This window comes from Salimicrobium jeotgali (genome assembly GCF_001685435.2).
Taxonomy (GTDB): Bacteria; Bacillota; Bacilli; order Bacillales; family Halobacillaceae; genus Salimicrobium; species Salimicrobium album.
In genome coordinates this window covers 987,600-1,009,103 of record NZ_CP011361.2, presented here as the reverse complement: position 1 = coordinate 1,009,103, position 21,504 = coordinate 987,600, and the positions used below count along the sequence as shown (strand labels likewise).

The 21,504-nt window shown below is 42.3% G+C and carries 19 protein-coding genes and 2 tRNA genes; 6 read left to right on the top strand and 15 right to left on the bottom strand.

Annotated features, from left to right (window positions below):
• Window positions 1-64 precede the first annotated feature (64 nt).
• Both AAV35_RS05015 and AAV35_RS05010 read right to left on the bottom strand, forming a co-directional pair.
• A complete protein-coding gene (locus AAV35_RS05015) occupies window positions 65-1,636 on the bottom strand; it encodes an FMN-binding glutamate synthase family protein (RefSeq protein WP_008588640.1) in 1,572 nt (523 codons plus the stop codon).
• Window positions 1,637-2,447: 811 nt separating this feature from the next.
• Entirely contained in the window at window positions 2,448-3,566 is a 1,119-nt protein-coding gene (locus AAV35_RS05010) for a PrsW family glutamic-type intramembrane protease (RefSeq protein WP_008588639.1), read from the bottom strand.
• 595 nt (window positions 3,567-4,161) lie between these two features.
• Here AAV35_RS05010 and AAV35_RS05005 point away from each other — a divergent pair.
• The 5 genes from AAV35_RS05005 to AAV35_RS04985 all read left to right on the top strand — a co-directional run bounded on the left by AAV35_RS05005 (window position 4,162) and on the right by AAV35_RS04985 (window position 9,148).
• The gene (locus AAV35_RS05005) at window positions 4,162-4,563 is read left to right on the top strand and encodes a helix-turn-helix domain-containing protein (protein WP_008588638.1); all 402 of its coding nucleotides are present in this window, start codon (window positions 4,162-4,164) and stop codon (window positions 4,561-4,563) included.
• Window positions 4,564-4,711: 148 nt separating this feature from the next.
• Complete coding sequence (locus AAV35_RS05000) at window positions 4,712-6,448, top strand: ATP-dependent nuclease (RefSeq protein WP_008588637.1); 1,737 nt, start codon at window positions 4,712-4,714, stop codon at window positions 6,446-6,448.
• Window positions 6,449-6,490: 42 nt separating this feature from the next.
• A complete protein-coding gene (locus AAV35_RS04995) occupies window positions 6,491-7,348 on the top strand; it encodes a DNA adenine methylase (RefSeq protein ID WP_008588636.1) in 858 nt (285 codons plus the stop codon).
• A gap of 71 nt (window positions 7,349-7,419) precedes the next feature.
• On the top strand, window positions 7,420-7,776 hold the full coding sequence (locus tag AAV35_RS04990) for an ImmA/IrrE family metallo-endopeptidase (protein ID WP_008588635.1): 357 nt from the start codon (window positions 7,420-7,422) through the stop codon (window positions 7,774-7,776).
• Window positions 7,777-7,975: 199 nt separating this feature from the next.
• Entirely contained in the window at window positions 7,976-9,148 is a 1,173-nt protein-coding gene (locus AAV35_RS04985) for a tyrosine-type recombinase/integrase (protein WP_008588634.1), read from the top strand.
• A gap of 118 nt (window positions 9,149-9,266) precedes the next feature.
• Here the strand turns inward: AAV35_RS04985 and AAV35_RS04980 are convergent.
• The 12 genes from AAV35_RS04980 to AAV35_RS04925 form a co-directional block, all read right to left on the bottom strand.
• Window positions 9,267-9,340, bottom strand: a tRNA-Arg gene (locus AAV35_RS04980).
• A 2-nt stretch (window positions 9,341-9,342) separates the two neighbouring features.
• A tRNA-Gly gene (locus tag AAV35_RS04975) sits at window positions 9,343-9,416 on the bottom strand.
• Between the two features lie 86 nt (window positions 9,417-9,502).
• Window positions 9,503-10,033 carry a metallophosphoesterase gene (locus AAV35_RS04970; protein ID WP_008588633.1) on the bottom strand — a complete coding sequence of 177 codons (531 nt, stop codon included), beginning with the start codon at window positions 10,031-10,033 and terminating at the stop codon, window positions 9,503-9,505.
• 3 nt (window positions 10,034-10,036) lie between these two features.
• Window positions 10,037-10,633: an XTP/dITP diphosphatase gene (locus tag AAV35_RS04965; RefSeq protein ID WP_008588632.1), complete on the bottom strand. Its 597-nt coding sequence runs from the start codon at window positions 10,631-10,633 to the stop codon at window positions 10,037-10,039.
• Window positions 10,630-11,394: a ribonuclease PH gene (rph, locus tag AAV35_RS04960; RefSeq protein ID WP_008588631.1), complete on the bottom strand. Its 765-nt coding sequence runs from the start codon at window positions 11,392-11,394 to the stop codon at window positions 10,630-10,632. Before rph ends, AAV35_RS04965 begins: the two co-directional genes overlap by 4 nt.
• Window positions 11,395-11,503: 109 nt before the next feature.
• Window positions 11,504-12,319, bottom strand: a complete 816-nt coding sequence (gene racE, locus AAV35_RS04955; protein WP_040609187.1) for a glutamate racemase — start codon at window positions 12,317-12,319, stop codon at window positions 11,504-11,506.
• 22 nt (window positions 12,320-12,341) lie between these two features.
• Entirely contained in the window at window positions 12,342-12,755 is a 414-nt protein-coding gene (locus AAV35_RS04950) for a MarR family winged helix-turn-helix transcriptional regulator (RefSeq protein ID WP_052034739.1), read from the bottom strand.
• A gap of 162 nt (window positions 12,756-12,917) precedes the next feature.
• On the bottom strand, window positions 12,918-13,577 hold the full coding sequence (locus tag AAV35_RS04945) for a response regulator transcription factor (protein WP_008588628.1): 660 nt from the start codon (window positions 13,575-13,577) through the stop codon (window positions 12,918-12,920).
• Window positions 13,574-15,718, bottom strand: a complete 2,145-nt coding sequence (locus tag AAV35_RS04940) for an ATP-binding protein (RefSeq protein ID WP_008588627.1) — start codon at window positions 15,716-15,718, stop codon at window positions 13,574-13,576. The genes AAV35_RS04945 and AAV35_RS04940 overlap by 4 nt, the downstream gene beginning before the upstream one ends.
• Before the next feature lie 75 nt (window positions 15,719-15,793).
• Window positions 15,794-16,552 carry a succinate dehydrogenase iron-sulfur subunit gene (gene sdhB / locus AAV35_RS04935; RefSeq protein WP_008588626.1) on the bottom strand — a complete coding sequence of 253 codons (759 nt, stop codon included), beginning with the start codon at window positions 16,550-16,552 and terminating at the stop codon, window positions 15,794-15,796.
• A gap of 17 nt (window positions 16,553-16,569) precedes the next feature.
• Complete coding sequence (sdhA, locus tag AAV35_RS04930; protein WP_008588625.1) at window positions 16,570-18,318, bottom strand: succinate dehydrogenase flavoprotein subunit; 1,749 nt, start codon at window positions 18,316-18,318, stop codon at window positions 16,570-16,572.
• Between the two features lie 41 nt (window positions 18,319-18,359).
• On the bottom strand, window positions 18,360-18,983 hold the full coding sequence (locus AAV35_RS04925) for a succinate dehydrogenase cytochrome b558 subunit (RefSeq protein WP_008588624.1): 624 nt from the start codon (window positions 18,981-18,983) through the stop codon (window positions 18,360-18,362).
• A 265-nt stretch (window positions 18,984-19,248) separates the two neighbouring features.
• Between AAV35_RS04925 and AAV35_RS04920 the strand changes: the two genes are divergently transcribed.
• A complete protein-coding gene (locus tag AAV35_RS04920; RefSeq protein WP_008588623.1) occupies window positions 19,249-19,674 on the top strand; it encodes a DUF2507 domain-containing protein in 426 nt (141 codons plus the stop codon).
• A 32-nt stretch (window positions 19,675-19,706) separates the two neighbouring features.
• On the opposite strand, the gene uvrC is transcribed toward AAV35_RS04920, so the two are convergent.
• A complete protein-coding gene (gene uvrC, locus AAV35_RS04915) occupies window positions 19,707-21,503 on the bottom strand; it encodes an excinuclease ABC subunit UvrC (RefSeq protein ID WP_008588622.1) in 1,797 nt (598 codons plus the stop codon).
• Between the last annotated feature and the right edge of the window lies 1 nt (window position 21,504).

Genomic DNA, 21,504 nt, shown 5'->3' with positions numbered 1-21,504 from the left:
TTATACGTGATCTCCTCAAACTGCCTTTCCACTCGAACTTTTTTTCGCGTATGATACCATCCAGTTATCTGCCTGCGCCATCTTCCTCATTAATTACTTTACGAAAGTCAGAGTGATAAACGATATGTTCTCTTGTGAATTTCGTCGGTGAATCCAGCCCGGCTACGGCCGCTAAATCGAATAAACCCTGGCGTAAGGCAATCAGATAGTTCGTAACGCGGTAATTTTTTTCTTCGATAACGAGTGCCTGCTGTAATTCAGCGTCGGTCGTTGCGACTCCTACCGGGCAGGTGTTTTTATGACAGACCTGTGACATGATACAACCGACACTCATCATGAACCCGCGTGCAATATTGATCAGATCTGCCCCGAGAGCCAGTGCCATTGCAATTTTATCAGGCGTGAGCAATTTGCCCGAGGCGATAATCTTAGTGCGTCTACGTATACCATATTTCTTCAGCATCTCATCCACCATCGGTATAGCTGAAAAAGCCGGGAGTCCTACGGAATAGGCGAGGGCATAATAAGAAGCTCCCGTTCCTCCTTCTCCTCCATCTACCGTAAGAAAGTCGGGAACAATATCCTCTTCCACCATTGCCGAAACAAGCCGCTCCACCTGCTGTTCATTACCTGCTACTATCTTCATTCCGACAGGTTTGCCGCCGGAAGCTCTCAGGTCAGAAAGGAAGTGAAGCAGCTGGGCAGGTGTATCGATGCCGGGGAAACGGTTCGGGCTGTCTATATCTTTACCCGGTTCGACTTTACGTATTTCGGCAATTTCCTCCGTAACCTTTTTTCCATCTACGTGGCCTCCGCGGGTTTTGGCGCCCTGCGCAAGTTTCAATTCGAACGCTTTAATCTGCTCTCGGGAGGCCTGATCACGAAAGGCCTCCCAGGAGAACTCACCGTCTTTTGTCCGGACACCGAACAGTCCGGGACTGATCTGCATGATGATGTCGACGTCACCCTTTAAGTGGTAAGGAGAGACACTGCCTTCACCGGTGTTCATCCATGTGCCGCCCGCACGCCCGAGCCCTTTTGATAATGCTGTGATCGCATGGTCGCCAAGGGATCCGAAACTCATCGCAGATTGTCCGATCAGACCTTTCAGACGAAAAGGATGATCGACGGTATGTTTCCCGAGTATTACACAATCATCGTCATGTAAGTAAACGGGGTCAAGCTCTGAATCGAACCGGTGCTCTTTACGTTTAAAAAGCTGTTCTTTGTCGATGTCGTACAGTTTCGTCTTAATCGGCTCACTCTGATCGATTCGTAACTCTTCCGCCTGGACCGGGAACATGTCGTTCACTAAATACCAGCCGTCCTCAGTAAAATCCCGCTCCGCTCCGTACCCCATCATTCGGGTATTGTACTTTCCTGCTTTATTGACATATTCGAACTCTTTACGATTGAACGGTTTTCCTTCCCTATCATTGTGAAACAAGTATTGACGGAATTCAGGTCCCGTTTTCTCGACGATGTAACGGAACCTCCCTAATAGTGGATAATTTTTCAATACAGAATGTTCGTTTTGCCTTTCATCATGAATATAAAGCCAGAGAGCTAAAATTAACGGGATAAGAATGGCAAGCCCGATCAGAGTTACTGTAATTACTAACAATGTTTCCTCCAAGTTGTTCACTCCTCAATCCGAGTTTTATATAGGTCTTATTCTCCGAAGATTCTGGCCATCGATTATTTCAACAAACTAATGTTTATACCGGTTCAGACGGATAAGCCGAAATAAATTGATTCTTTAGAATTATTCTATCTAACGCCCGATTGCAAAGTCAACTTGTTAATCAGACAACTTTGGCATGAGTATTTCCTGCAAATAAAAAAGCTGCATTCCTCACAAGATAAGGAATGCAGCTTTTGCAAATAATGTCCCAGGCAGGCTTCGAACCTGCGACCCACAGCTTAGAAGCCTAATCTCCCACTAACAATAGCCATTCAAATCCTATCAAACCGACTCTGTAACTAATTTATAAATGTAGAAGCAATTTAAAATAGGAATAAATAACCAATCCTACTCCCGCACTTTTACCAATACTTTAGTTCAAATTGTTATGTGATGATTAATTGAAAAAAATATATTTCTCGCTTTTTTATTTCACATATACAATGGAAGGAAAGTGGAACCTATGTAGTTTATTTTACACATTAGCTTAAAACAACACTCTTGTGGTTGCCAGTCATGACCTCCACGAAGGAAGGCAAGATATTAAACCTAACAAACATCGATGTGACAGGATTTAATACACTAAATAAATGATGAAGTTGAATAGTTTGTGCCGAGTTCCACCTAAAGAAGTTCACTTTTCAACATGCTGATTACTATAAAACTTTATCAGTGATTTTATTTGCAGTATTGATATCAATATATCCAGTAATTGCATTAACAACAACTTCATTAAATTTACTTCATAAACGATCCTATTGTTTTATTGATTATTGTTTAAACCAACGATTTGCTTGAGCCCTGCGTTAATAAATGAAAGGATAAAAATCCAAGCAATGATAATTAAAACAATGAACAAAACATATAAAGTATTTAAGCCACCCAGAGGCATATCCCAAACGGCATGTAAGATAATCGGCACAGCAAACAGTTTTAAGAAATCTGCCTGTAAAATATGATCCTTTTCTAAAATTTGCTCACGTTTTACATACACTACAGCTGCTCCAGCAATTGCACTCCAAGCAACATGCGTACCAACCGACATCCATCCTCTTGTAAAAATGATATTGAGCATTTCACTTTGACCAAATAAAACTGCAGACGTATATGCATATCCAGCAGATTCGAAAGCAGCAAATCCTGCTCCTATCGTAGCACCAATTAATAAACCGTTTAAAATATATTTAGGATTCATCTTTCGAATAAAATATAAAATAATAGCTAATTTAGCTACTTCTTCCACTACTCCCACAGTAATAGCACCTGTAAAATCTAAATCATTGACCGGGAAAATTCCATGTATAATTAAGGTAGCCACTATAGCAGCTGCTCCCCCGATAAAGAACATCTTTCCTACTTCATAGAAACTAATATTTCGAGGAGCATTCATTTCCCAAAACAGAATTAATATAGAGACCGGTGCAGCGAATGATCCTATAATGATTGTACCAGGAAATGCATTTGTATTTTCAAACGTATCTATTGCAATAAATAAAAGAGCAAAAGTAAAAGCTAAGACAAGAAAAACTCTACTAAACAACCATGGTTTGGGCCAAGAAGTCGAAATGTCCCGTTCTGCTGGCGTTGTCGCTTTTGTGCCAACAATAAACAGTTCTTCAGCTTCATCTTTTGTATGCTTTTGAAACACATCTGAAAACACATTCTTCAAATTGACATCAATACTACCTTCTTCACCTACCATGCGATTGACTTTTTCCGTCGCTTGCATAAATGTGCCTCTCACTTGTTCTTGAAATCTACCTGATTTATTTTCAGACGAAGATACTGCTTCTTCATACAACTTTTCTTCTTGATACGCTCCGCAATTGCTACAATACGTATCTTCTTTTTTAACTTTTTCTCCACAATTCGAACAAAACATAAAAACCCTCCATTACACGATTCTCGCTTATATTTTTACGAACGTTAAACTCTTTCATTTATGAAAAGGTTCTTCGTACTATTTATGCCGGGATTTTAATCCTGTTAAACACATTAAGTATGACCATTAATCTAAACATTTATTGTTTTTTATAGATTGTATGTTATCATCCTGCCCAAAAATACATCCTGACATTGAATCTCTGATTTAAACTGTACTACTTCTTTTTCAAACGATAAACTCATTTACTCACCTTCCTTCTATGTGGGAATTTTCGATCATCATTTCAACTTCGGGAGTATTTAAGAAAAGATTTCCCATTGGTATGCTATCATTCACCTAAAAATGGAACAATTGATTTTTGCTTGTCTGGCTACTTCAGCTTGATTTAATCCTTTGGTTGTTCTAATTTCTAATAGCCAGTCCCTCAATCTTTTCACCTCCTAATTCCACGTTGTGTGGCTTGTTAATTAAAAGTATATGCCACTTATTATGGAATTCCAATAGTTTAATACACTTTTCGTGGCTTTTGTTTAAATGCCACTCTACGTGACGTTATAATATATTATATATTAATAAATTGAGAGGGGATATTATGTTAAATAAACGATTGTCCCTACTGAGGAAAGAACATAATTTAAAACAAGAGGAACTCGCAAAGATTTTAGGAGTTGCCCGGACGACCTATGGAATGTATGAGCAAGGGAAAAGAAACCCTGACTATGAAACACTTCAAAAAATTGCGGACTATTTTAATGTTACTGCCGACTACCTTCTCGGTCGTTCAGACGATCCTAACCAGAACGAAGATGAAAACTTTGATCCATTGGAAGAACTCAAACAGTTTATGATAGAGAACAATATGCAAGGTACGGACCTGGGCTTTTATGACATAGAGAAATGGAAACAACTTTCTCGTGAGGATATTGAGGATGTGAAGAAGCATTTCGAGTATGTATTGCATCGGGCACGAGAGAGAAACAAAGAGAATAAGTAACACGTCGAAAGACGTGTATTTATTTTAAATACTGTTGGCGAATTTTGTATTTTTTGGAGGTATAAGTGTTTATTATAATCATATCTTATACTTCAATCAAACTTTACTAATAGATGCAGATTCATAAAAAACAGTAGGAGGAACCACAATGAGAGTTACGAAGTTAAAAATTCATGAGTTTCGTAAGTTCAAAAATAATGAAGTTAAATTCGGAAAAAAACTCACCTGTATCTCTGGCCATAATGCAGTCGGAAAATCTACAATTTTGGGTATTCTCGCCAATTCATCTGAATTGAACAAAAAAACTGGTACCACTATAAATGGAGGTGCCTTTAGAGCAGACTTAAAAGAAATAATGAAATTCAGTGAGGAATTTGACCCTTCTGGCTCCCAAAAATGTACTCTGGAATTTACTGATCTCCCAAATATAACTCAAGAACCATATTTAGAATCTATCTCCTTCCGAGCAACTTGGCAAAAAAAAGGAAAAGAAAACAATAAAAGATACCGCCTACTCCCAATGCCTACTGAGGAAAGGCATACAGTAAGAAAATATAAATTTCCCACGCTATATCTAGGAATGTCTCGCCTATACCCTATCGGAGAAGTTGATGATAAAAATGTAAATCCTGACAGAATTAAATCACTGACTGATGAGGAGAAAAACTTTGTTCACGATAATCACAAATGGATTCTAGCCAATAATGATAGTTATAAATCTTCACATTCAGTTAATCTTAAAAACACAAAAAAAACAGGATTTGGTATTGAAACTGAGCAATACGATGCTTTGTCTAACTCTGCAGGACAAGATAACCTTGGTCAAATTTTGTTATCACTACTATCCTTTAAAAGGTTGAAGAAAAATATGGGAGAAGATTGGGTAGGAGGGCTCCTTCTAATAGACGAAGTTGATGCCACTCTTCATCCAATAGCTCAAAATAGATTATTTGATTTCTTGTCAGATTTTTCAAAAACCTATGACATTCAAATAATTTTCACTACTCACAGTCTTTCATTACTAGAACACATAGATAAAAATATTGATCAAATAAATCATTACCATGAGAGTGAAAATAGACCTTTAAAATCGATTGAATTGAATTATTTAAGTACAGACCATGGGTCTATGAAAGTTCATACAGATTTAAATGTGCAAGATATTAAATCTGATTTGTTAAATACTTACTCATTTAATAAAAAGAACGAAATAAAAATTTATTCAGAAGATAATGAGGCAAGATGGTTCTTTGACGAACTAATTGGTTATTGCAAACAAAAGAATTTTATCAAGTTCTCTTCAAACAAACTAGAACACGTTTCAGTCTCTTTGGGGAAAAACCAACTTCTAAAACTTCTAAGAGGTGATTTTAACTATTTCTCTAAAAACCTCACTTTATTAGATGGGGATGTGGAAGATGATGACATTAGAAAAGAGTTAAGAGGAGTAGTAACAAACTACTCGCCTTCTGATGGCAAAACATACAATATTATAAAACTTCCCGGAGGCGAGTCTCCTGAAAAACTCTTATGGGATTACGCCTTAGATCTTCCGGAGGGACATCCTTTTTATGCTGATAATCCCAAAGGCATTTCATTTAAAAAAACTTCCTTCATCGATAATGGGCCCAATTCAGCAAACTATACAAGTAAGCATCAAAGGGAAAATTTTAAAGAGTGGTTCAAGGATCACGAGCTTGAAATGAATCAATTAATTTGGTTCTGGCTTGATGATCATCAAGAAACTGTAGTGAGCTTCCTCAGAGAGTTTAAATTCGCTCATGATTTCGTCGCAAAATCCAACCTTTTTGATGAAATTATTATCAACGATGATTTAATAAAAAGCATTGAAGAGAAAGAAGCTTTTTCTGGCCAAAACCTATAATAATTGTTATTGTAAAATGAAGAAGTTGTCAGGAGGTATAAAATGCCTTTCACTAAATCCCCGCTCAGATATCCTGGGGGAAAAAATAACACATGTAGTTTTATTAAGAATTTGGTAGCCCAAAATAACATTACGACCTATGTTGAGCCTTTTGCAGGCGGAGCAGCTGTTGCTATCAACCTCTTACTTAACAGTGACGTGAAGAAAATTATTATAAATGACTACGACCGAAGTATCTATGCTTTCTGGTATAGTGTACTTTATAGAACTGAACAATTAATTCATAAGATTAATAATACAGAAATTCGCATAGAGGAATGGTATGTTCAAAAAAGGGTGCAAAACTATAAAGACACCGCAGATTTACTTGACCTTGGTTTTTCAACTTTATTTTTAAACCGTACTAATCGCTCTGGGATAATTAAAGGTGGAGTTATCGGTGGAAAAGATCAATCAGGTAACTACAAGATGGACTGTCGCTATAAAAAACCACAAATAATCCAAAAGATACGGGAGATTGCTGATCGAAGAGATAGTATTGAACTATATAATATGGATGGGTACGACTTTATTGATAAAGTTATCAAAAAAACAAGAAAATCTTTCACCTTCTTTGATCCTCCTTACTTTGAAAAAGGCCCTTCTCTATACACGAAGTTCTATAATGAAAAAAACCATGAAGAATTGGCCAAAAAAATAAAGAAGGACTTAAGAAACAGAAAATGGATTGTTACTTATGATAATCACCCTAAAATTAAACAACTTTATTCCAATTTAGAGTTTAGAGAATACTACCTGAACTATTCTGCCCAAAACAGATATAAAGGTATTGAATATATGTTTTTTTCAAAAAATTTAGATTACGGAAGACCTGAAGATTACTTAAAAGTCTTGCAATAAGAGTACACAAAGTTGTACTCTTTTATTATATACATTAATCGAACATATGTTCCTTATTGGAGGTACATATCATGAACTACACTACAACTCATTTGGAAGACGCAGTAAATGCCCTACTGAAAAGCATCGGAATTGTCCACCCCTCCCAACTAGATATCTTCATCATCGCTCCTCGGTTAGGAATAGATCTAATCTTCTCCGATACTCATACTCACTTCGAAGGGACTACCATCTGTTTAAATATAAACCTACCACCAGCTGAATTATGGTTTGCCTTTGCTCATGAACTTTGTCATATCCAAAGACACGCTGGCAACCAACTATTTTTACCGATGGACTTTTTTTGCGCTCCAGGAGGCGCAGGCAGAGAATTTCGCTCTTCACTTTTGTATGCCTATATATTTATTAAAAAAAGTCAGACTACCTAATGATATCCCCTCAGCTAAACAAGTAGTGGCACGAGCGTTCAATGTTCCAGAGAGTGCAGCTGAAAAACGCTTGGTACAAATCGATAATAAAATTAAAAGTTTTAACTGAGGTTTTCAACAAGTGTTTTTAATAATTATTGAATTCGTACCACCTTGACGTCTTGGTTAACGGTATGATTTTGAAAAGGAGGAATAAAGTATGGGATATATTGAAAAACGCGGGAAAAACTCGTTCAGACTCAATGTAGTTACGGGGTACAATGACAAAGGTAAAGCAGTTATGGAGCGAATATCTGTAAAAGCTAAAAATGCTACGGAAGCCAAGAAAAAACTTGTTTCATTTGAAGCTGAGGTGCTTGCTGGAGATTACACAAAACCCAATCATACCAGGCTCAGTGATTTCTACCATCAATGGTTGCAATTGCATGCGAATAGAAACTTGAGCGAGCGAACAAAAAATGAATATGTAGGAATTATACATGATAGAATTTTACCGAGATTCGGCCACATGAAGATGACAGATATCAAACCTATTCACTGCGTTACTTTCATCACTGAGCTCCAAGAGCCACAGACACGTCAAAATGGAAGGGAAGATACCTTATCGGCCTCTACTATTCGGAATAATTTCAAGGCCCTCAACAGCCTCCTGAAGACCGCAAAGGAGTTGGGCGTTATCAAAGATAACCCAGCTGAAAACGTAAAACTTCCTAAAGTACAGCGAAAAAGCAAAACTAATTATAATACAGAAGTGGTAGAGACCCTTGTGAAAGCAATAGAATTAGAGTCATACGAAAAACAAGTGATGTTTTGGGTTACATTTGTCTGCGGATGTCGTGAAGGAGAATTGGTAGGACTAGAAGAGAAACATATTCTTGAGGAGGAATGTGCTATTCGATTTGAACAATCCGTCTCCCAGTTAAAAGATGGAGCATTCCAGATCAAAGAAATCAAGAATGGAGTCGAAGGTGTTGTTGCTATCCCTAAGGGGCTGATGGATATGATTAAAAAACTTAAACACGAAAAGAAACGAGCCTATCTACAAATAAGAGATACCTGGTGGGATCCGCAAAGAGTTTTTTTATTTTCAAATGAAACCGGAAAACCCTACCGCCCTGATTCTATTAGCCAGTGGTGGGCTAGATTCAGAAAAAAGAATAATATCGAGGGGGTTCGCTTCCATGATCTACGTCACTTCTCCGTGACTTATTTGATTCAGCAAAATGTTCAACCGAAAGTTATCAGTAGTCGTGTTCGCCATAAAAAAATCGGGACAACGATGGATATTTACGGCCATCATATCCAGGAAGCAGATACCGTTGCAGCTGAACATTTCGATGTCTTTTTTGGGAAAGAAAACACTTATAAATAAAACCCTCTCCCATTTCTCTCCCACTACCCCTTTCTAAGGGGTACTCTTATATTTACTGGCTGATTACAAAAACGCTGCACCCCTTTCGTGGTAAGGAGTACAGCGTTTTTATAGTTAGTGTCCCAGGCAGGATTCGAACCTGCGACCCACAGCTTAGAAGGCTGTTGCTCTATCCAGCTGAGCTACTGGGACAATGGAGCGGGTGAGGAGAATCGAACTCCCGTCATCAGCTTGGAAGGCTGAGGTTTTACCACTAAACTACACCCGCGTCTATGAAATTGTTGTATGTATTGCGACGACATGAAAAAGTATACTTGTTTCACAGTAAAAAGTCAATGGTAGCAGGAAGAAAAATTACTTCCCGCTATTCAAGTCAAATTGCACTTCTAACTCTTCCATTTTATTCCCCTCCATATGGTAATACGCAACCGTCATTTTTTTCGAGCCGTCTTCCCACTCAATAATTGCATACGTAGGTTCACTGCGGTCTCTCGGCAGCCGGGAACTTCCCGGGTTCATAATCAGTTTGTCTCCCACTTTCTCAGCACCTATCGTATGGGAGTGTCCAAAACAGGCCACGTCCGCCCCTGATTCCTCGGCTCTATAATATATAGGCATCAGAGACTGTTTCACTTGAAGCAGGTGACCGTGAGCGACGAAAAACCGTATTCCTTTGACATCTATAATCTGTTCATTTTCCATGTCCGCTTCAAAGTCACAGTTCCCTTTTGCATAATAAAAACCTTCAAGCTCCGAAGCATCCGTCGCAAGTTCAGAATCTCCGCAGTGAATCATAGCATCCACTTCCTGTGAGTGGCGATCCTTCACTTCCTGCAGTTCTTCGGTGAGTCCGTGACTGTCGCTGATTATTAAAGCCTTCGGCATGAATTAGTCCCCTTTCTCCTTCAGCCACTCTTCAATTTTCAAAAGAGCATGGTGACGGTGACTTATGCTGTTCTTCTCTTCAGCAGTCAGCTGGGCCATCGTTTTCTTGTACCCCTCCGGTATGAAAATAGGATCGTAGCCGAATCCGTGTTCACCTCTCGGCTGAAGAGCAATGGCTCCTTCACACGTACCGCGTTTCGTGAAAGATTCTTCCCCGGGTACTGCTACTGCAATGACACAGACGAAGCGGGCTGTTCTGTCTTTGACCGTCGTCTGTCCGAGCTCCTTCAGCAGCTTTTCGGAATTTTTTTTATCATTTTTATCCTCTCCGGCGTACCTTGCAGAGTAAATGCCCGGTCTGCCATCCAGAATATCGACCTGAAGACCCGAATCATCGGCAATAACGGGTACATTCCATCGTTTAGAGATCGTTTCCGCTTTTAAAAGGGCGTTCTCTTCGAAAGTTTCTCCGGTTTCTTCCACATCTATCTGATCTTCAAAGTCTTTCAGCGATTTCACCGAAATTCCGTATTCGCCAAACATCTGTTCAAATTCTTTTACTTTTCCCTGATTAAATGTAGCTATAATCACTTCTTTCACTGGCCTTCCTCCTCTCTTTCTTTATAGTTTTCGATAGCACTTGCCCACGTGCCGATAGCTTCTTTTTGACGAAGCATCAGTTCCGATACCGCTTCTGTAGCCAGTTCAAGCATCGTCGTGAGCTGTTTCATGGAAAACGTAGCTTCCTCGCCCGTCCCCTGAATTTCGACAAACTCTCCGTCACCTGTCATGACAACGTTCATATCAACTTCTGCGTTACTGTCCTCTTCGTAGCAGAGATCCACGATTTCTTCGCCGTCCAGTACGCCTACAGATATCGCAGCCAAATAGTCCTGAACAGGCAATTCCTTAATTTTCCCTTTTTCCAGAAGCGTTCCCAGTGCGTGGACAACAGCAATGTATGCACCGGTAATGGAAGCGGTTCTCGTTCCGCCATCCGCCTGAATGACATCACAGTCCACCCATATCGTTCTTTCCCCGATCATTCCCAAATCAATCACCGAACGCAGGGATCTTCCTATCAGTCTTTGAATTTCCATCGTCCGGCCGGATACCTTCCCTTTCGAAGATTCACGTATATTACGGGTTTGTGTAGCGCGGGGAAGCATCGCGTACTCGGCGGTAATCCATCCCTTACCCTGACCTCTCAGGAACGGGGGTACTCTGTCTTCGATGCTTGCATTACAGATCACTTTCGTATCACCGAATTCAATAAGTACGGAACCTTCCGGATGTTTGATATAGTCCGTTTCTATTTTAATAGCTCGTAAGTCTTTGACTTTCCTTTCATCTGCACGCATAAAAATTCCTCCTCGGCTTACCGTTATTTCCTGCCAATCATAACACAAAAGGGGCAGCTTCTCATTCAAACAAAGAGCCACTTTGAAAGTGGCTCGCCAATTCTTATGTTCAATAAATGGAAACCGGGTCAAGTTCAATCACTTCGAATGTATCTAGAGGTCCTTCAAACCATTCCGTTGCAATCATTTTGAAATTGTCGAAATCCCCCGTCGTATAAAACCGGTAGGATGGTTCCTGTTCACTCTGCACCAGCAGATCATTATAAGACAGAATAAGACTGGCTTCACGAGCCGTCTCTTCACCGGAACTGATCACTTTCACGGCTCCTCCTATTTCCTGCTGAATCACTCCTTTGATCAGAGGATAATGGGTGCAGCCTAGTATGAGAGTGTCGATACCGTTTTTGTTTTTCAAAGGCTGGAGTTCCGTCCGGACGATGGCATGGGCTTCATATCCTGCCAGCACGCCCCGTTCGACAAGGGGCACCAGGGCGGGGCAGGCCTGACTATTCACCCGGATGGAAGCATCGATCGCTTTCAGGGCCTGCGGGTAGGATTCACTGCCGATTGTTCCTTCCGTTCCGATGACTCCGATCCTTTTGTTTTCACTCGTCGAAATAGCTGCTCTTGCACCCGGCTCAATTACACCGAGAACCGGAATGGTCAGCTTTTCCCGAAGCTCCTCCAGCGTAAAGGCAGTAGCCGTATTACAGGCGACTACGAGCATTTTGATTTCATATCTTTTCAGATGTTCCACCATTTCCCATGTGAACGTACGGACTTCCTCTGCCGGCCGCGGGCCGTATGGACAGCGTTTCGTATCACCTATGTAATAGATGGACTCCTTGGGCAACTGTCTCATAAGTTCTTTTACTACCGTCATTCCACCGACTCCCGAGTCGATAACTCCAATTGGTCGATCCATGCTGATCCCTCTTCTTTTCTCTTTAATTTGTCAATTTACTCATTTTTTCATATACATGCTTCATAAGGGTTCGAAACTCCTGCAGTTCTTCTTCGTCCACTTCATGAAACAAATCTTTAAGATAGGCTCTTCGTTTATCTATCACTTCCCGTATGACTTTCTCACCTTCCGGCAATATGTACACACGTACCACTCTCCGGTCGGTTTCATCTTTTTTTCGTTCTACGACCCCGAGCTTTTCCAGACGATCGATCATATCAGTTGTAGTACTGTGGGCCAGATGCATTTTACTGGATATAGTTCCGATAGTGATACCCATCTCATCCGAAACCCACTGAAGCGCAACGAACTGAGGGGGAGTTATTTCGTAATTTTCCAGAATTTCTCTACCCTTATCTTTTACGCCTCCCGCTACGTAACGCAAATAAAATTCCATATCTTCTATAATTTGATCGGACACGTGGGTTCCTCCTGACAAAATCAAAAGTCTATGTCATCTATTCTCTAAGGTTCCTGTGAAAATATCAAGACAAAAGGTGTCATCACCCCTGTTTAAATAGTAAAAACATCGGCAGTCTCTCCGGGAAATGCGAACGGATTATTTTGCTTTGGAGATCAGCCCGAGTTCGTGGGCTTTATAAAGCGCCTCCGTACGCGAACGCACGTCCAGCTTGTTGAAAATCCCCGTAAGCGTATATTCCACACTTCTTTGAGACATGTGAAGGTTTTGTGCAATAGTTTTATTCGTGAACCCGTTCGATACTTCTTTCAAAATCGACTGCTCCTTTTCATTAAGGAAAAGGGCTTCTTCTTCTTTCGTTCTGTTTATGCGTACCGGCGATACGCTCGCTTCCGTACGGCGCAGCTGTCTGAACAGATGAAGAGGGATCACAACCTCATCCCTCATAGCGCATCTTATAGCCGTCAGCAGTTGTTCCTGCGAAGCCGTTTTACTGACGAATCCTTCCACTTCCGCTTCCACGAGCATGTTAAAATGTGTACTCAGGTCGAACCCTGTATAGATGATGGCAGTTACATCGGGCCGTTTCTGTTTTACACGTTTCGATAATTCAATACCGTTCATCCCCGGGATATATAAATCAATCAGCAGAACGTCGTAATCTTTGTTTAAAACGATATTTTCGACTTCCCCGGGGTTTTCCACTACGTCCACGTTCATTTCACTGTTCTGTTCAATCATGGCTTTCGTCCCCATCCCTACCGCAGGATGATCATCGACGATCAAAACGTTCGTCATTCATTACACTCCTTTTCTTTCAACGGAAAACCAACTTCCATTTTGAAACCTCTGTATTCAGCAGTATCAATGTGAAGAGACCCCCCGAGTCCATTCACCCGGTGTTCTATACCGGAAAGTCCTATGTGAGTGAAGGCATCCCATTCGTATTTATTTTCCATTCCCACCCCATCATCTTCATAACGCAACGTAACGTCTTCTTCGTTTCCGGCTAAGTAAAGATGTACATGCTTCGCTTCACTGTGCTTCACAGCATTCGCCAGCAGCTCCTGTACGATACGGTACGTAGTAAGGATCATTTCCTGATCGAGTTCGGAATGAAAATCTTCTGCACAAAAATAAACGGTGAAATTCGAACGGAGTTGATATTGCTGAATGAGACTGTCCAGAGACTGTATGAGTCCGATTTCTTTCAAAAAGGTCGGCCGCAGTTCACTGCACGTCTCCCTCGTCAGATGTATACTGTCGAGCAGCTGTTCTTTATATACGGATAGCTCGGTGCGCAAAGTAAGCGGCAGTTCCTCCCTGTTTGTATGCAATTCATCCATACGACGATACAGGTACAGCAATTCCTGCAAAACGGTATCGTGAATATCGATAGACAGCTGTTCCCGCTGATCCTCGGCTATTTGAAAAAGAAGCCTCGACAGCCAGGCCGGGTACTGATCGGTATTCTTACTTTTCACCTTCTGCAGCTGCTTCATCAATTCTTCGATGTGGCTCATGTTTTCAATGGCTATATTCGCGTTCATGGAAATGATTTGAAGATACTCCCTTTCCTCCCGGTTGAGAGAAGTGAAATCCTGTTTCCCGGTACTATAAATGACGGTTACTTTGTTAAGGGACTCAGCTATTACGAAACCGAACCCTCTCCTCGTCTCCACTATTTCTCCTACTGCAAGCTTTCTGTTATGCATGCTGTTTTTCAGATGCCGGAGCAGATTTTCAGGAATCGGTTCATTCACACAGAACATGCCGTCTTTCGTGTGATAGGAGTAGGCGTTGGTATAAGTTAATTTCAGCGTTTTCGTAATCTCATGGCACACTTCATTCATCAAGTCACCTACGCTGTATTGATCTTTGAAGTTCTTCATCAGCTTGTGCAGACTTTCCTGGAAATTACCTCTGTCGGAAAACAGCCCGCTCTGCATCCGGAAATCCATAACCTCTGCAAACGTCATAATGAGTGTAAGTACCACTACTCCTGCGAACAAAAGCTGCAGAAAGGGTTCGAGGGAGAATGTCCAGTCTATTATAAGGTTTGCCATGATAGCTATAAGAAGACTCGGCAGCAGAGAAAGAAAGGCGTGATGCCTCAACCTGCGGATAATAAAGTTAATATCGATCAATTTCTGTTTCGATAATAAATAAAGAAAAGTTATCGGAAGCGCTATAAGGAAAAACACAGCTATTTCAATTCCGATTATCGGTATGCCTGTAAACAGTTTAGGAATGAGATAAAAAATCAGGTAGGGAGCGAACGAAAGCGCTACCCCGAAACTTATGTACTTGAAGAAGGACCTGTAGGAGGAAGTCCGAAGTCGAAAAGCTCCTCTGCAGACTACAATAAAAATGAATATATAAAAAGTCAGAAGTACGAAATACTGGACCTGATCTATCCAGAAAAAAGACTCTCTGTTCACAAACCGGTAAACATCCATCATAAGCGATACGGAAAGCACCACGTAGCCCGTCTGATATATCCTTTTAGTGAAAAAATAAACTTTTATCTCTGCAAAGTATTTATACAGGAAGTGTATGAATATAACCGGGGCACTGATAAATGCCGAAGAGTTTACCATTGTACTGAAAGCGAGTCCCTGTACTGCTCCGCCTGCGCTGACGTAACCAAGCGCCAGTGTCAGAAGAAAAGCTATCAGCAACCGTATGGAAAAAGTGTCCGTTATACGGCGATGAATAAATGCACTGATCATTACGGTAGTCACAAAATACAGGGAGGGGATAATTACAAAGAAAAAGACATAGTAAAAAGACGAAGGTACAGCCGAATAGAATATAACCCTCGCCCCCGTCCTTTCTTCAGGGAGAGTAGAGAATCCACCGGAAAGCGAAGAAACCATCAGTGTGACGCCAAGTATAAGAACAAGCCCTAATATATAATACATCCATCGCTTACACACATTGATCCCTCCCTTCCAATATCTTAATAAAACAGAAAAGCTGTGTCCACTTCGGACACAGCCTCCAGTAAAAAATTATTTATCGCTTCCGAAAAAGCTTTTGAACGATTCGACTGCCGTGTCACGATAAAGGGCAGCCAGTGACGTAGTCAAAGGAATTCCCTTAGGACAAACCTCTACGCAGTTCTGCGCGTTCCCGCAGCCCATGATACCTTCTTCATCCATAATGGACTGGAGACGCTCACTCTTGTGCATCTCCCCGGTAGGATGGGAATTGAACAGGCGAACCTGAGATAGAGCAGCAGGACCGATGAAATCGGACTTACTGTTCACGTTCGGGCAGGCTTCCAGGCATACACCGCAACTCATACACTTGGAAAGTTCATACGCCCACTGACGTTTTGTTTCGGCAATCCGCGGTCCCGGGCCAAGATCGTATGTTCCGTCAATAGGTACCCATGCTTTGACTTTCTTCAGAGAGTCGAACATGCGGCTACGATCGACGGCAAGGTCACGGGTGACCGGGAATGTATTCATAGGTTCGAGATGGATAGGCTGTTCCAGCTGATCTACGAGTGCCGTACAGGACTGTCTCGGCTCTCCGTTGATAATCATGGAACAGGCACCACATACTTCTTCCAGACAACCCATTTCCCAGAATATCGGAGTAGTAGCTTCTCCGTCTGCATTAACAGGATTTCTTCTGATTTCCATCAACCCTGAGATGACGTTCATATTCTGGCGGTATGGGACGACAAATGTTTCTTTGTACGGTTCACTTTCAGGTTCATCCTGTCTTGTGACGACAAATGTAATATTCTTCTCTTCACTCACGATGAAGGACCTCCTTATTAACTCTTGGAATAATCGCGCTTACGCGGTTCGATTAATGACGTGTCCACCTCTTCATAGCTGATGATCGGCTCGTTGTTTTCCTTATCATATGTTGCGATTGTAGTCTTGAGGAAATCTTCGTCGTTACGGTCCGGAAATTCAGGTTTGAAGTGCGCACCGCGGCTTTCGTTTCGGTTATAAGCTCCAAGGGTGATCACTCTTGCCAGTTGCAACATATTATCAAGCTGACGGGTGAACATGGCTCCCTGGTTACTCCAACGGGACGTATCGTTGATATTGATACGTTTATAACGTTCCATCAGTTCTTTGATCTTTTCGTCCGTTTTCAGAAGGTTTTCGTTGTCCCGGACCACAGTCACATAGTCTGTCATCCATTCGCCGAGTTCTTTATGAATCTGGTAGGCGTTCTCATCTCCGTCCATTTTCATAATTTCCTCGAAACGATCCTGTTCTACTTGAAGGTGTTTATCGAACACTTCTCTGTCCATATCTTCCACATGTTCATCAAGACCTTCGGAATATCTTACTGCACTCGGACCGGCTACCATTCCTCCATAAATGGAAGATAGCAGAGAGTTCGCGCCAAGACGGTTTCCTCCGTGCTGCGTGAAATCACATTCTCCGGCTGCGAAAATGCCCGGGATGTTAGTCATCTGGTTGATGTCTACCCACATTCCGCCCATGGAATAGTGTACAGCAGGGAATATTTTCATCGGTACTTTACGAGGGTCTTCACCGACGAATTTTTCGTAAATCTCGATAATCCCGCCTAGTTTGACATCAAGCTCTTTGGCATCCTTATGAGAAAGATCGAGATAAACCATGTTTTCTCCGTTTATTCCGAGTTTCTGGTTTACACAGACGTCGAATATTTCACGGGTCGCGATATCACGTGGTACGAGGTTGCCGTATGCAGGATACTTCTCTTCGAGGAAGTACCATGGTTCCCCGTCTTTGTATGTCCATACGCGGCCGCCTTCCCCGCGTGCCGATTCACTCATAAGACGAAGTTTGTCATCGCCCGGAATAGCAGTAGGGTGTATCTGGATGAACTCACCATTTGCGTATTTAACCCCCTGCTGGTATAAAGCACCGGCAGCAGATCCGGTATTGATGATGGAGTTCGTGGATTTTCCGAAAATAATCCCCGGTCCCCCGGTTGCCAGGATCATCGCATCGGCAGGAAAGTCTCTGATTTCATGACTGTGGATGTCCTGAGCGACTGCTCCACGGCTTATTCCTTTGTCGTCAATGATAGCCGAGAGGAATTCCCAGCCTTCGTATTTTGTAACAAGACCGTTCACTTCATGTCTGCGAACCTGCTCATCAAGTGCATAAAGCAACTGCTGACCGGTCGTAGCTCCTGCATACGCTGTACGGTGATGCTGTGTACCTCCGAAACGGCGGAAATCCAACAGCCCTTCAGGTGTACGGTTGAACATTACCCCCATACGGTCAAGCAGGTGGATAATTCCGGGCGCGGCATCACACATCGCTTTAACAGGCGGCTGGTTAGCTAGAAAGTCTCCGCCGTACACCGTGTCATCGAAGTGTTTCCATGGAGAATCTCCTTCACCCTTCGTATCCACTGCTCCGTTGATACCGCCCTGGGCACAGACGGAGTGGGAACGTTTTACGGGTACAAGAGACAACAAATCTACGTGTACTCCTTCTTCTGCTGCTTTGATTGTCGCCATCAGACCGGCCAGGCCTCCCCCGATGATGACTATATTTTTATTCGACATTATTTATGTTCACTCCCTTAATCACTGCTTTTATCTATTGTCTAGACGCCGTAAGCGAACTGAATCAGCGTACGTACGCCTACATAACCCAGTGCTAAGAATACAACTACGGTAGCGTAAGTCATAATACGCTGGGATTTCGGTGTAACCGTAATGCCCCAACTTACAAAGAAAGACCATAGACCGTTAGCAAAGTGGAACGTTACTGATAATACACCGACTATGTAGAACCAGAAAAAGAATGGCTGTGTCAGTATATCTTCCATCAACTGATAGTTCAGCTCTTCCCATCCAAAACCTACAGCTACTCTCGTCTCCCAGATGTGCCACGCTACGAATATTAGCGTCAGAACACCAGTGACCCGCTGCAGCATAAACATCCAGTTACGGAAGTATCCGTGCTTGTTCACGTTGAAATTGGACTGGAATGCAATATAAACTCCGTAAATTCCGTGAAAAAGTAATGGTAAAAAGATGACGAAAATTTCCAGTACATACCGATACGGCAATCCTTCTATGAAATGAGCCGCCGTATTGAATGCCTCTGGCCCCCGTGTTGCAAAAAAGTTTGTAGTTAAGTGCTGGAACAGAAATATTCCAAGAGGCACTACCCCCAGTAATGAATGTAACCTTCTGTTCACATAGCCTCGTGATCCTGCTGCCATATTTACCCCCCTCAATATGATGAAAAATTAAATTATGTACACAACCCCGGATAATAAAGCGCTTTAAAATATAAAAAAACGTAAGGAGAGGGTCACCCTCCTATCATCCGGAACCGTACAATTTGTATCATACTTATTGTACTGCGATAGGTCAGCACCGTCAAGAAGGCAGTGTTCCGATCAAGGGAAATCTTTCCACCGGGCTGTTGCACAAACCTGATTTTCAAGTGATAATAATAGACAGAAAAAAAGGAGGCTGTACATCATGGCACGTATTACCACCGGCAATATTTCCCCGCTCGTTACCACCGGAGCAGGATTCGACATTCTTCGCTACTTTGCCCTGCCCGACATGCTCGGTGAAGACGCAGAACAAATTTTATATATAATGGGACGGAATATAGCGCGGAACTCCGCTTATGAAAATAATGAGGAAGTCACCACATTCTTCCGGGAGTTTGGATGGGGAGAGCTTGAAAAAGAGAAATCCGGGAAAAATGAGATTCACTTCTCCCTGCACGGAGATGCGGTAAAACAGAGACTCACCCAGGAAGAATTTCAAATTAACGCCAAACTGGAAGCGGGATTCCTGGCCGAGTGTCTGAGTAATTTGGAAAACGAAACATTTGAATGCAGGGATGAAATAAATGAAAAAAATCATTCCATCTCCCTGATCGCTTATAAACTGTAAAAGGTATAATTAAAATCCCAGAAGAACCGGCATCAGTATTCTGCCGGTTCTTCTTTTTTTTCATTCAATTTAATCTGGACGGTACGCGCCACCGGCTCGGGGATCCCGAGTTTCACTATTTCATTTATATCAGCTTCCTGTATAGCGGGAATCGACTTGAAATGTTTCAGCAGCAACTTCCTTCTCTTCTCTCCTACGCCGGGGACATCATCCAGTTCGGACTGAAGTGCTCCTTTTCCACGCAGCTGTCGGTGGAAGGAGATGGCGAATCTGTGCACTTCATCCTGTATACGCTGCACGAGATAAAACGCCTGGGAATGCCTGTCCAGATCTACCGGGCCGGGTGGATCGCCATAAAGAAGTTCACTTGTTTTATGCTTGTCGTTTTTCGCAAGACCGGCCATCGGTATATCCAGCCCGAGCTCATTTTCAAGAATGTCCTGAGCTGCCGACATCTGTCCTCTGCCCCCGTCGATCAGTATAAGATCAGGGAGCGGTTTCTCTTCCCTCAACACTCGTTTATACCGGCGCCTGATCACTTCACGCATCGTTTCGTAGTCATCGGGCCCTTTTACATCTTTCACTTTAAACTTCCGGTAATCTTTTTTACTCGGTTTTCCGTCTATAAAGGTAACCATTGCCGATACAGGATCCGTCCCCTGTATGTTGGAGTTGTCAAAAGCTTCGATCCGCAGGGGAGCTTCTATATTCAGCACTTCACCCAGGGTGTCCACGGCTTTCACCGTTCGTTCTTCATCTCTTTCAATGAGAGCGAATTTTTCTTCCAGCGCAATTTCGGCATTCTTCTCCGCCAGCTCCACAAGTTCTTTCTTGCGGCCCCTCATCGGAACGTTTACGTCCGTGTCAATAGCGCCTTCGAGCACGTTTGTGTCCGTACCGAGGGGTACAAGCACCTGTTTAGGATAAAGATGATTCTGATGCAGATAAAAACTCGCAATCGAAGAGAGAAAAGTCTCCTCGGGATCGTCGAAAAACGGAAAGATGGAAACGTCCCTTTCTATCAGTTTCCCCTGACGCACGAAGAACACCTGCACGCACATCCAGCCTTTGTCATAGGCATAACCGAACACATCGCGGTTCACCTGGTCATTCATCGTCATTTTCTGCTGTTCCATCACCGACTCTATGTGGCTCACCTGATCCCGCAGCTCTTTGGCACGTTCGAAATCCATTTTTTCCGAAGCCTCATACATTTTGTTTTGCAGATCTTTCTTGATTTCTCCGTGACCTCCGCTTAGGAAAGAGGAAATCTGCTGCACGATTTCCCGGTTCTGTTCCCGGGACACGGGGAATTCGCATGGTCCGAGACACTGGTGCATATGATAATACAGACAGACACGTTCCGGCATTTTATTACATTTTCTGAGCGGATAAAGTCGATCCAGCAACTTTTTCGTTTCTCTTGCCGATACCACGTTCGGGTAAGGACCGAAATACTTCCCCTTATCTTTTTTCAGTTTTCTCGTAACGAGCAGCCTCGGGTGTTCTTCAGCTGTGATTTTTAAATAAGGGTACGTTTTATCGTCCTTGAGCAGTACGTTATATTTAGGATCGTGTTTTTTTATGAGGTTCATTTCGAGAATAAGTGCTTCTATTTCTGACGTAGTCACGATGTATTCAAAATCTGTTATCTCACTGACCAGTCGCTGGGTTTTCCCGTCATGAGCTCCCGTGAAATAGGAGCGCACACGGTTTTTCAGCACTTTTGATTTTCCGACGTAAATAATCGTCCCGTGCCGGTCCTTCATTAAATAACATCCGGGCTGATCAGGGAGAACAGCTAATTTCTCACTAATCACATGATTCATC

Bases quoted from the DNA above. Each gene is read 5' to 3' on its own strand.
- AAV35_RS04970 (WP_008588633.1), bottom strand. From the start codon at position 10,033: ATGCCGAAGGCTTTAATAATCAGCGACAGTCACGGACTCACCGAAGAA.
- rph (WP_008588631.1), bottom strand. From the start codon at position 11,394: ATGCGTGCAGATGAAAGGAAAGTCAAAGACTTACGAGCTATTAAAATA.
- AAV35_RS04925 (WP_008588624.1), bottom strand. From the start codon at position 18,983: ATGGCAGCAGGATCACGAGGCTATGTGAACAGAAGGTTACATTCATTA.
- AAV35_RS04945 (WP_008588628.1), bottom strand. From the start codon at position 13,577: ATGACGAACGTTTTGATCGTCGATGATCATCCTGCGGTAGGGATGGGG.
- uvrC (WP_008588622.1), bottom strand. From the start codon at position 21,503: ATGAATCATGTGATTAGTGAGAAATTAGCTGTTCTCCCTGATCAGCCC.
- sdhA (WP_008588625.1), bottom strand. From the start codon at position 18,318: ATGTCGAATAAAAATATAGTCATCATCGGGGGAGGCCTGGCCGGTCTG.
- racE (WP_040609187.1), bottom strand. From the start codon at position 12,319: ATGGATCGACCAATTGGAGTTATCGACTCGGGAGTCGGTGGAATGACG.
- AAV35_RS04920 (WP_008588623.1), top strand. From the start codon at position 19,249: ATGGCACGTATTACCACCGGCAATATTTCCCCGCTCGTTACCACCGGA.
- AAV35_RS05000 (WP_008588637.1), top strand. From the start codon at position 4,712: ATGAGAGTTACGAAGTTAAAAATTCATGAGTTTCGTAAGTTCAAAAAT.
- AAV35_RS04995 (WP_008588636.1), top strand. From the start codon at position 6,491: ATGCCTTTCACTAAATCCCCGCTCAGATATCCTGGGGGAAAAAATAAC.
- AAV35_RS04990 (WP_008588635.1), top strand. From the start codon at position 7,420: ATGAACTACACTACAACTCATTTGGAAGACGCAGTAAATGCCCTACTG.
- AAV35_RS05005 (WP_008588638.1), top strand. From the start codon at position 4,162: ATGTTAAATAAACGATTGTCCCTACTGAGGAAAGAACATAATTTAAAA.
- AAV35_RS04985 (WP_008588634.1), top strand. From the start codon at position 7,976: ATGGGATATATTGAAAAACGCGGGAAAAACTCGTTCAGACTCAATGTA.
- AAV35_RS05010 (WP_008588639.1), bottom strand. From the start codon at position 3,566: ATGTTTTGTTCGAATTGTGGAGAAAAAGTTAAAAAAGAAGATACGTAT.
- AAV35_RS04950 (WP_052034739.1), bottom strand. From the start codon at position 12,755: ATGGAATTTTATTTGCGTTACGTAGCGGGAGGCGTAAAAGATAAGGGT.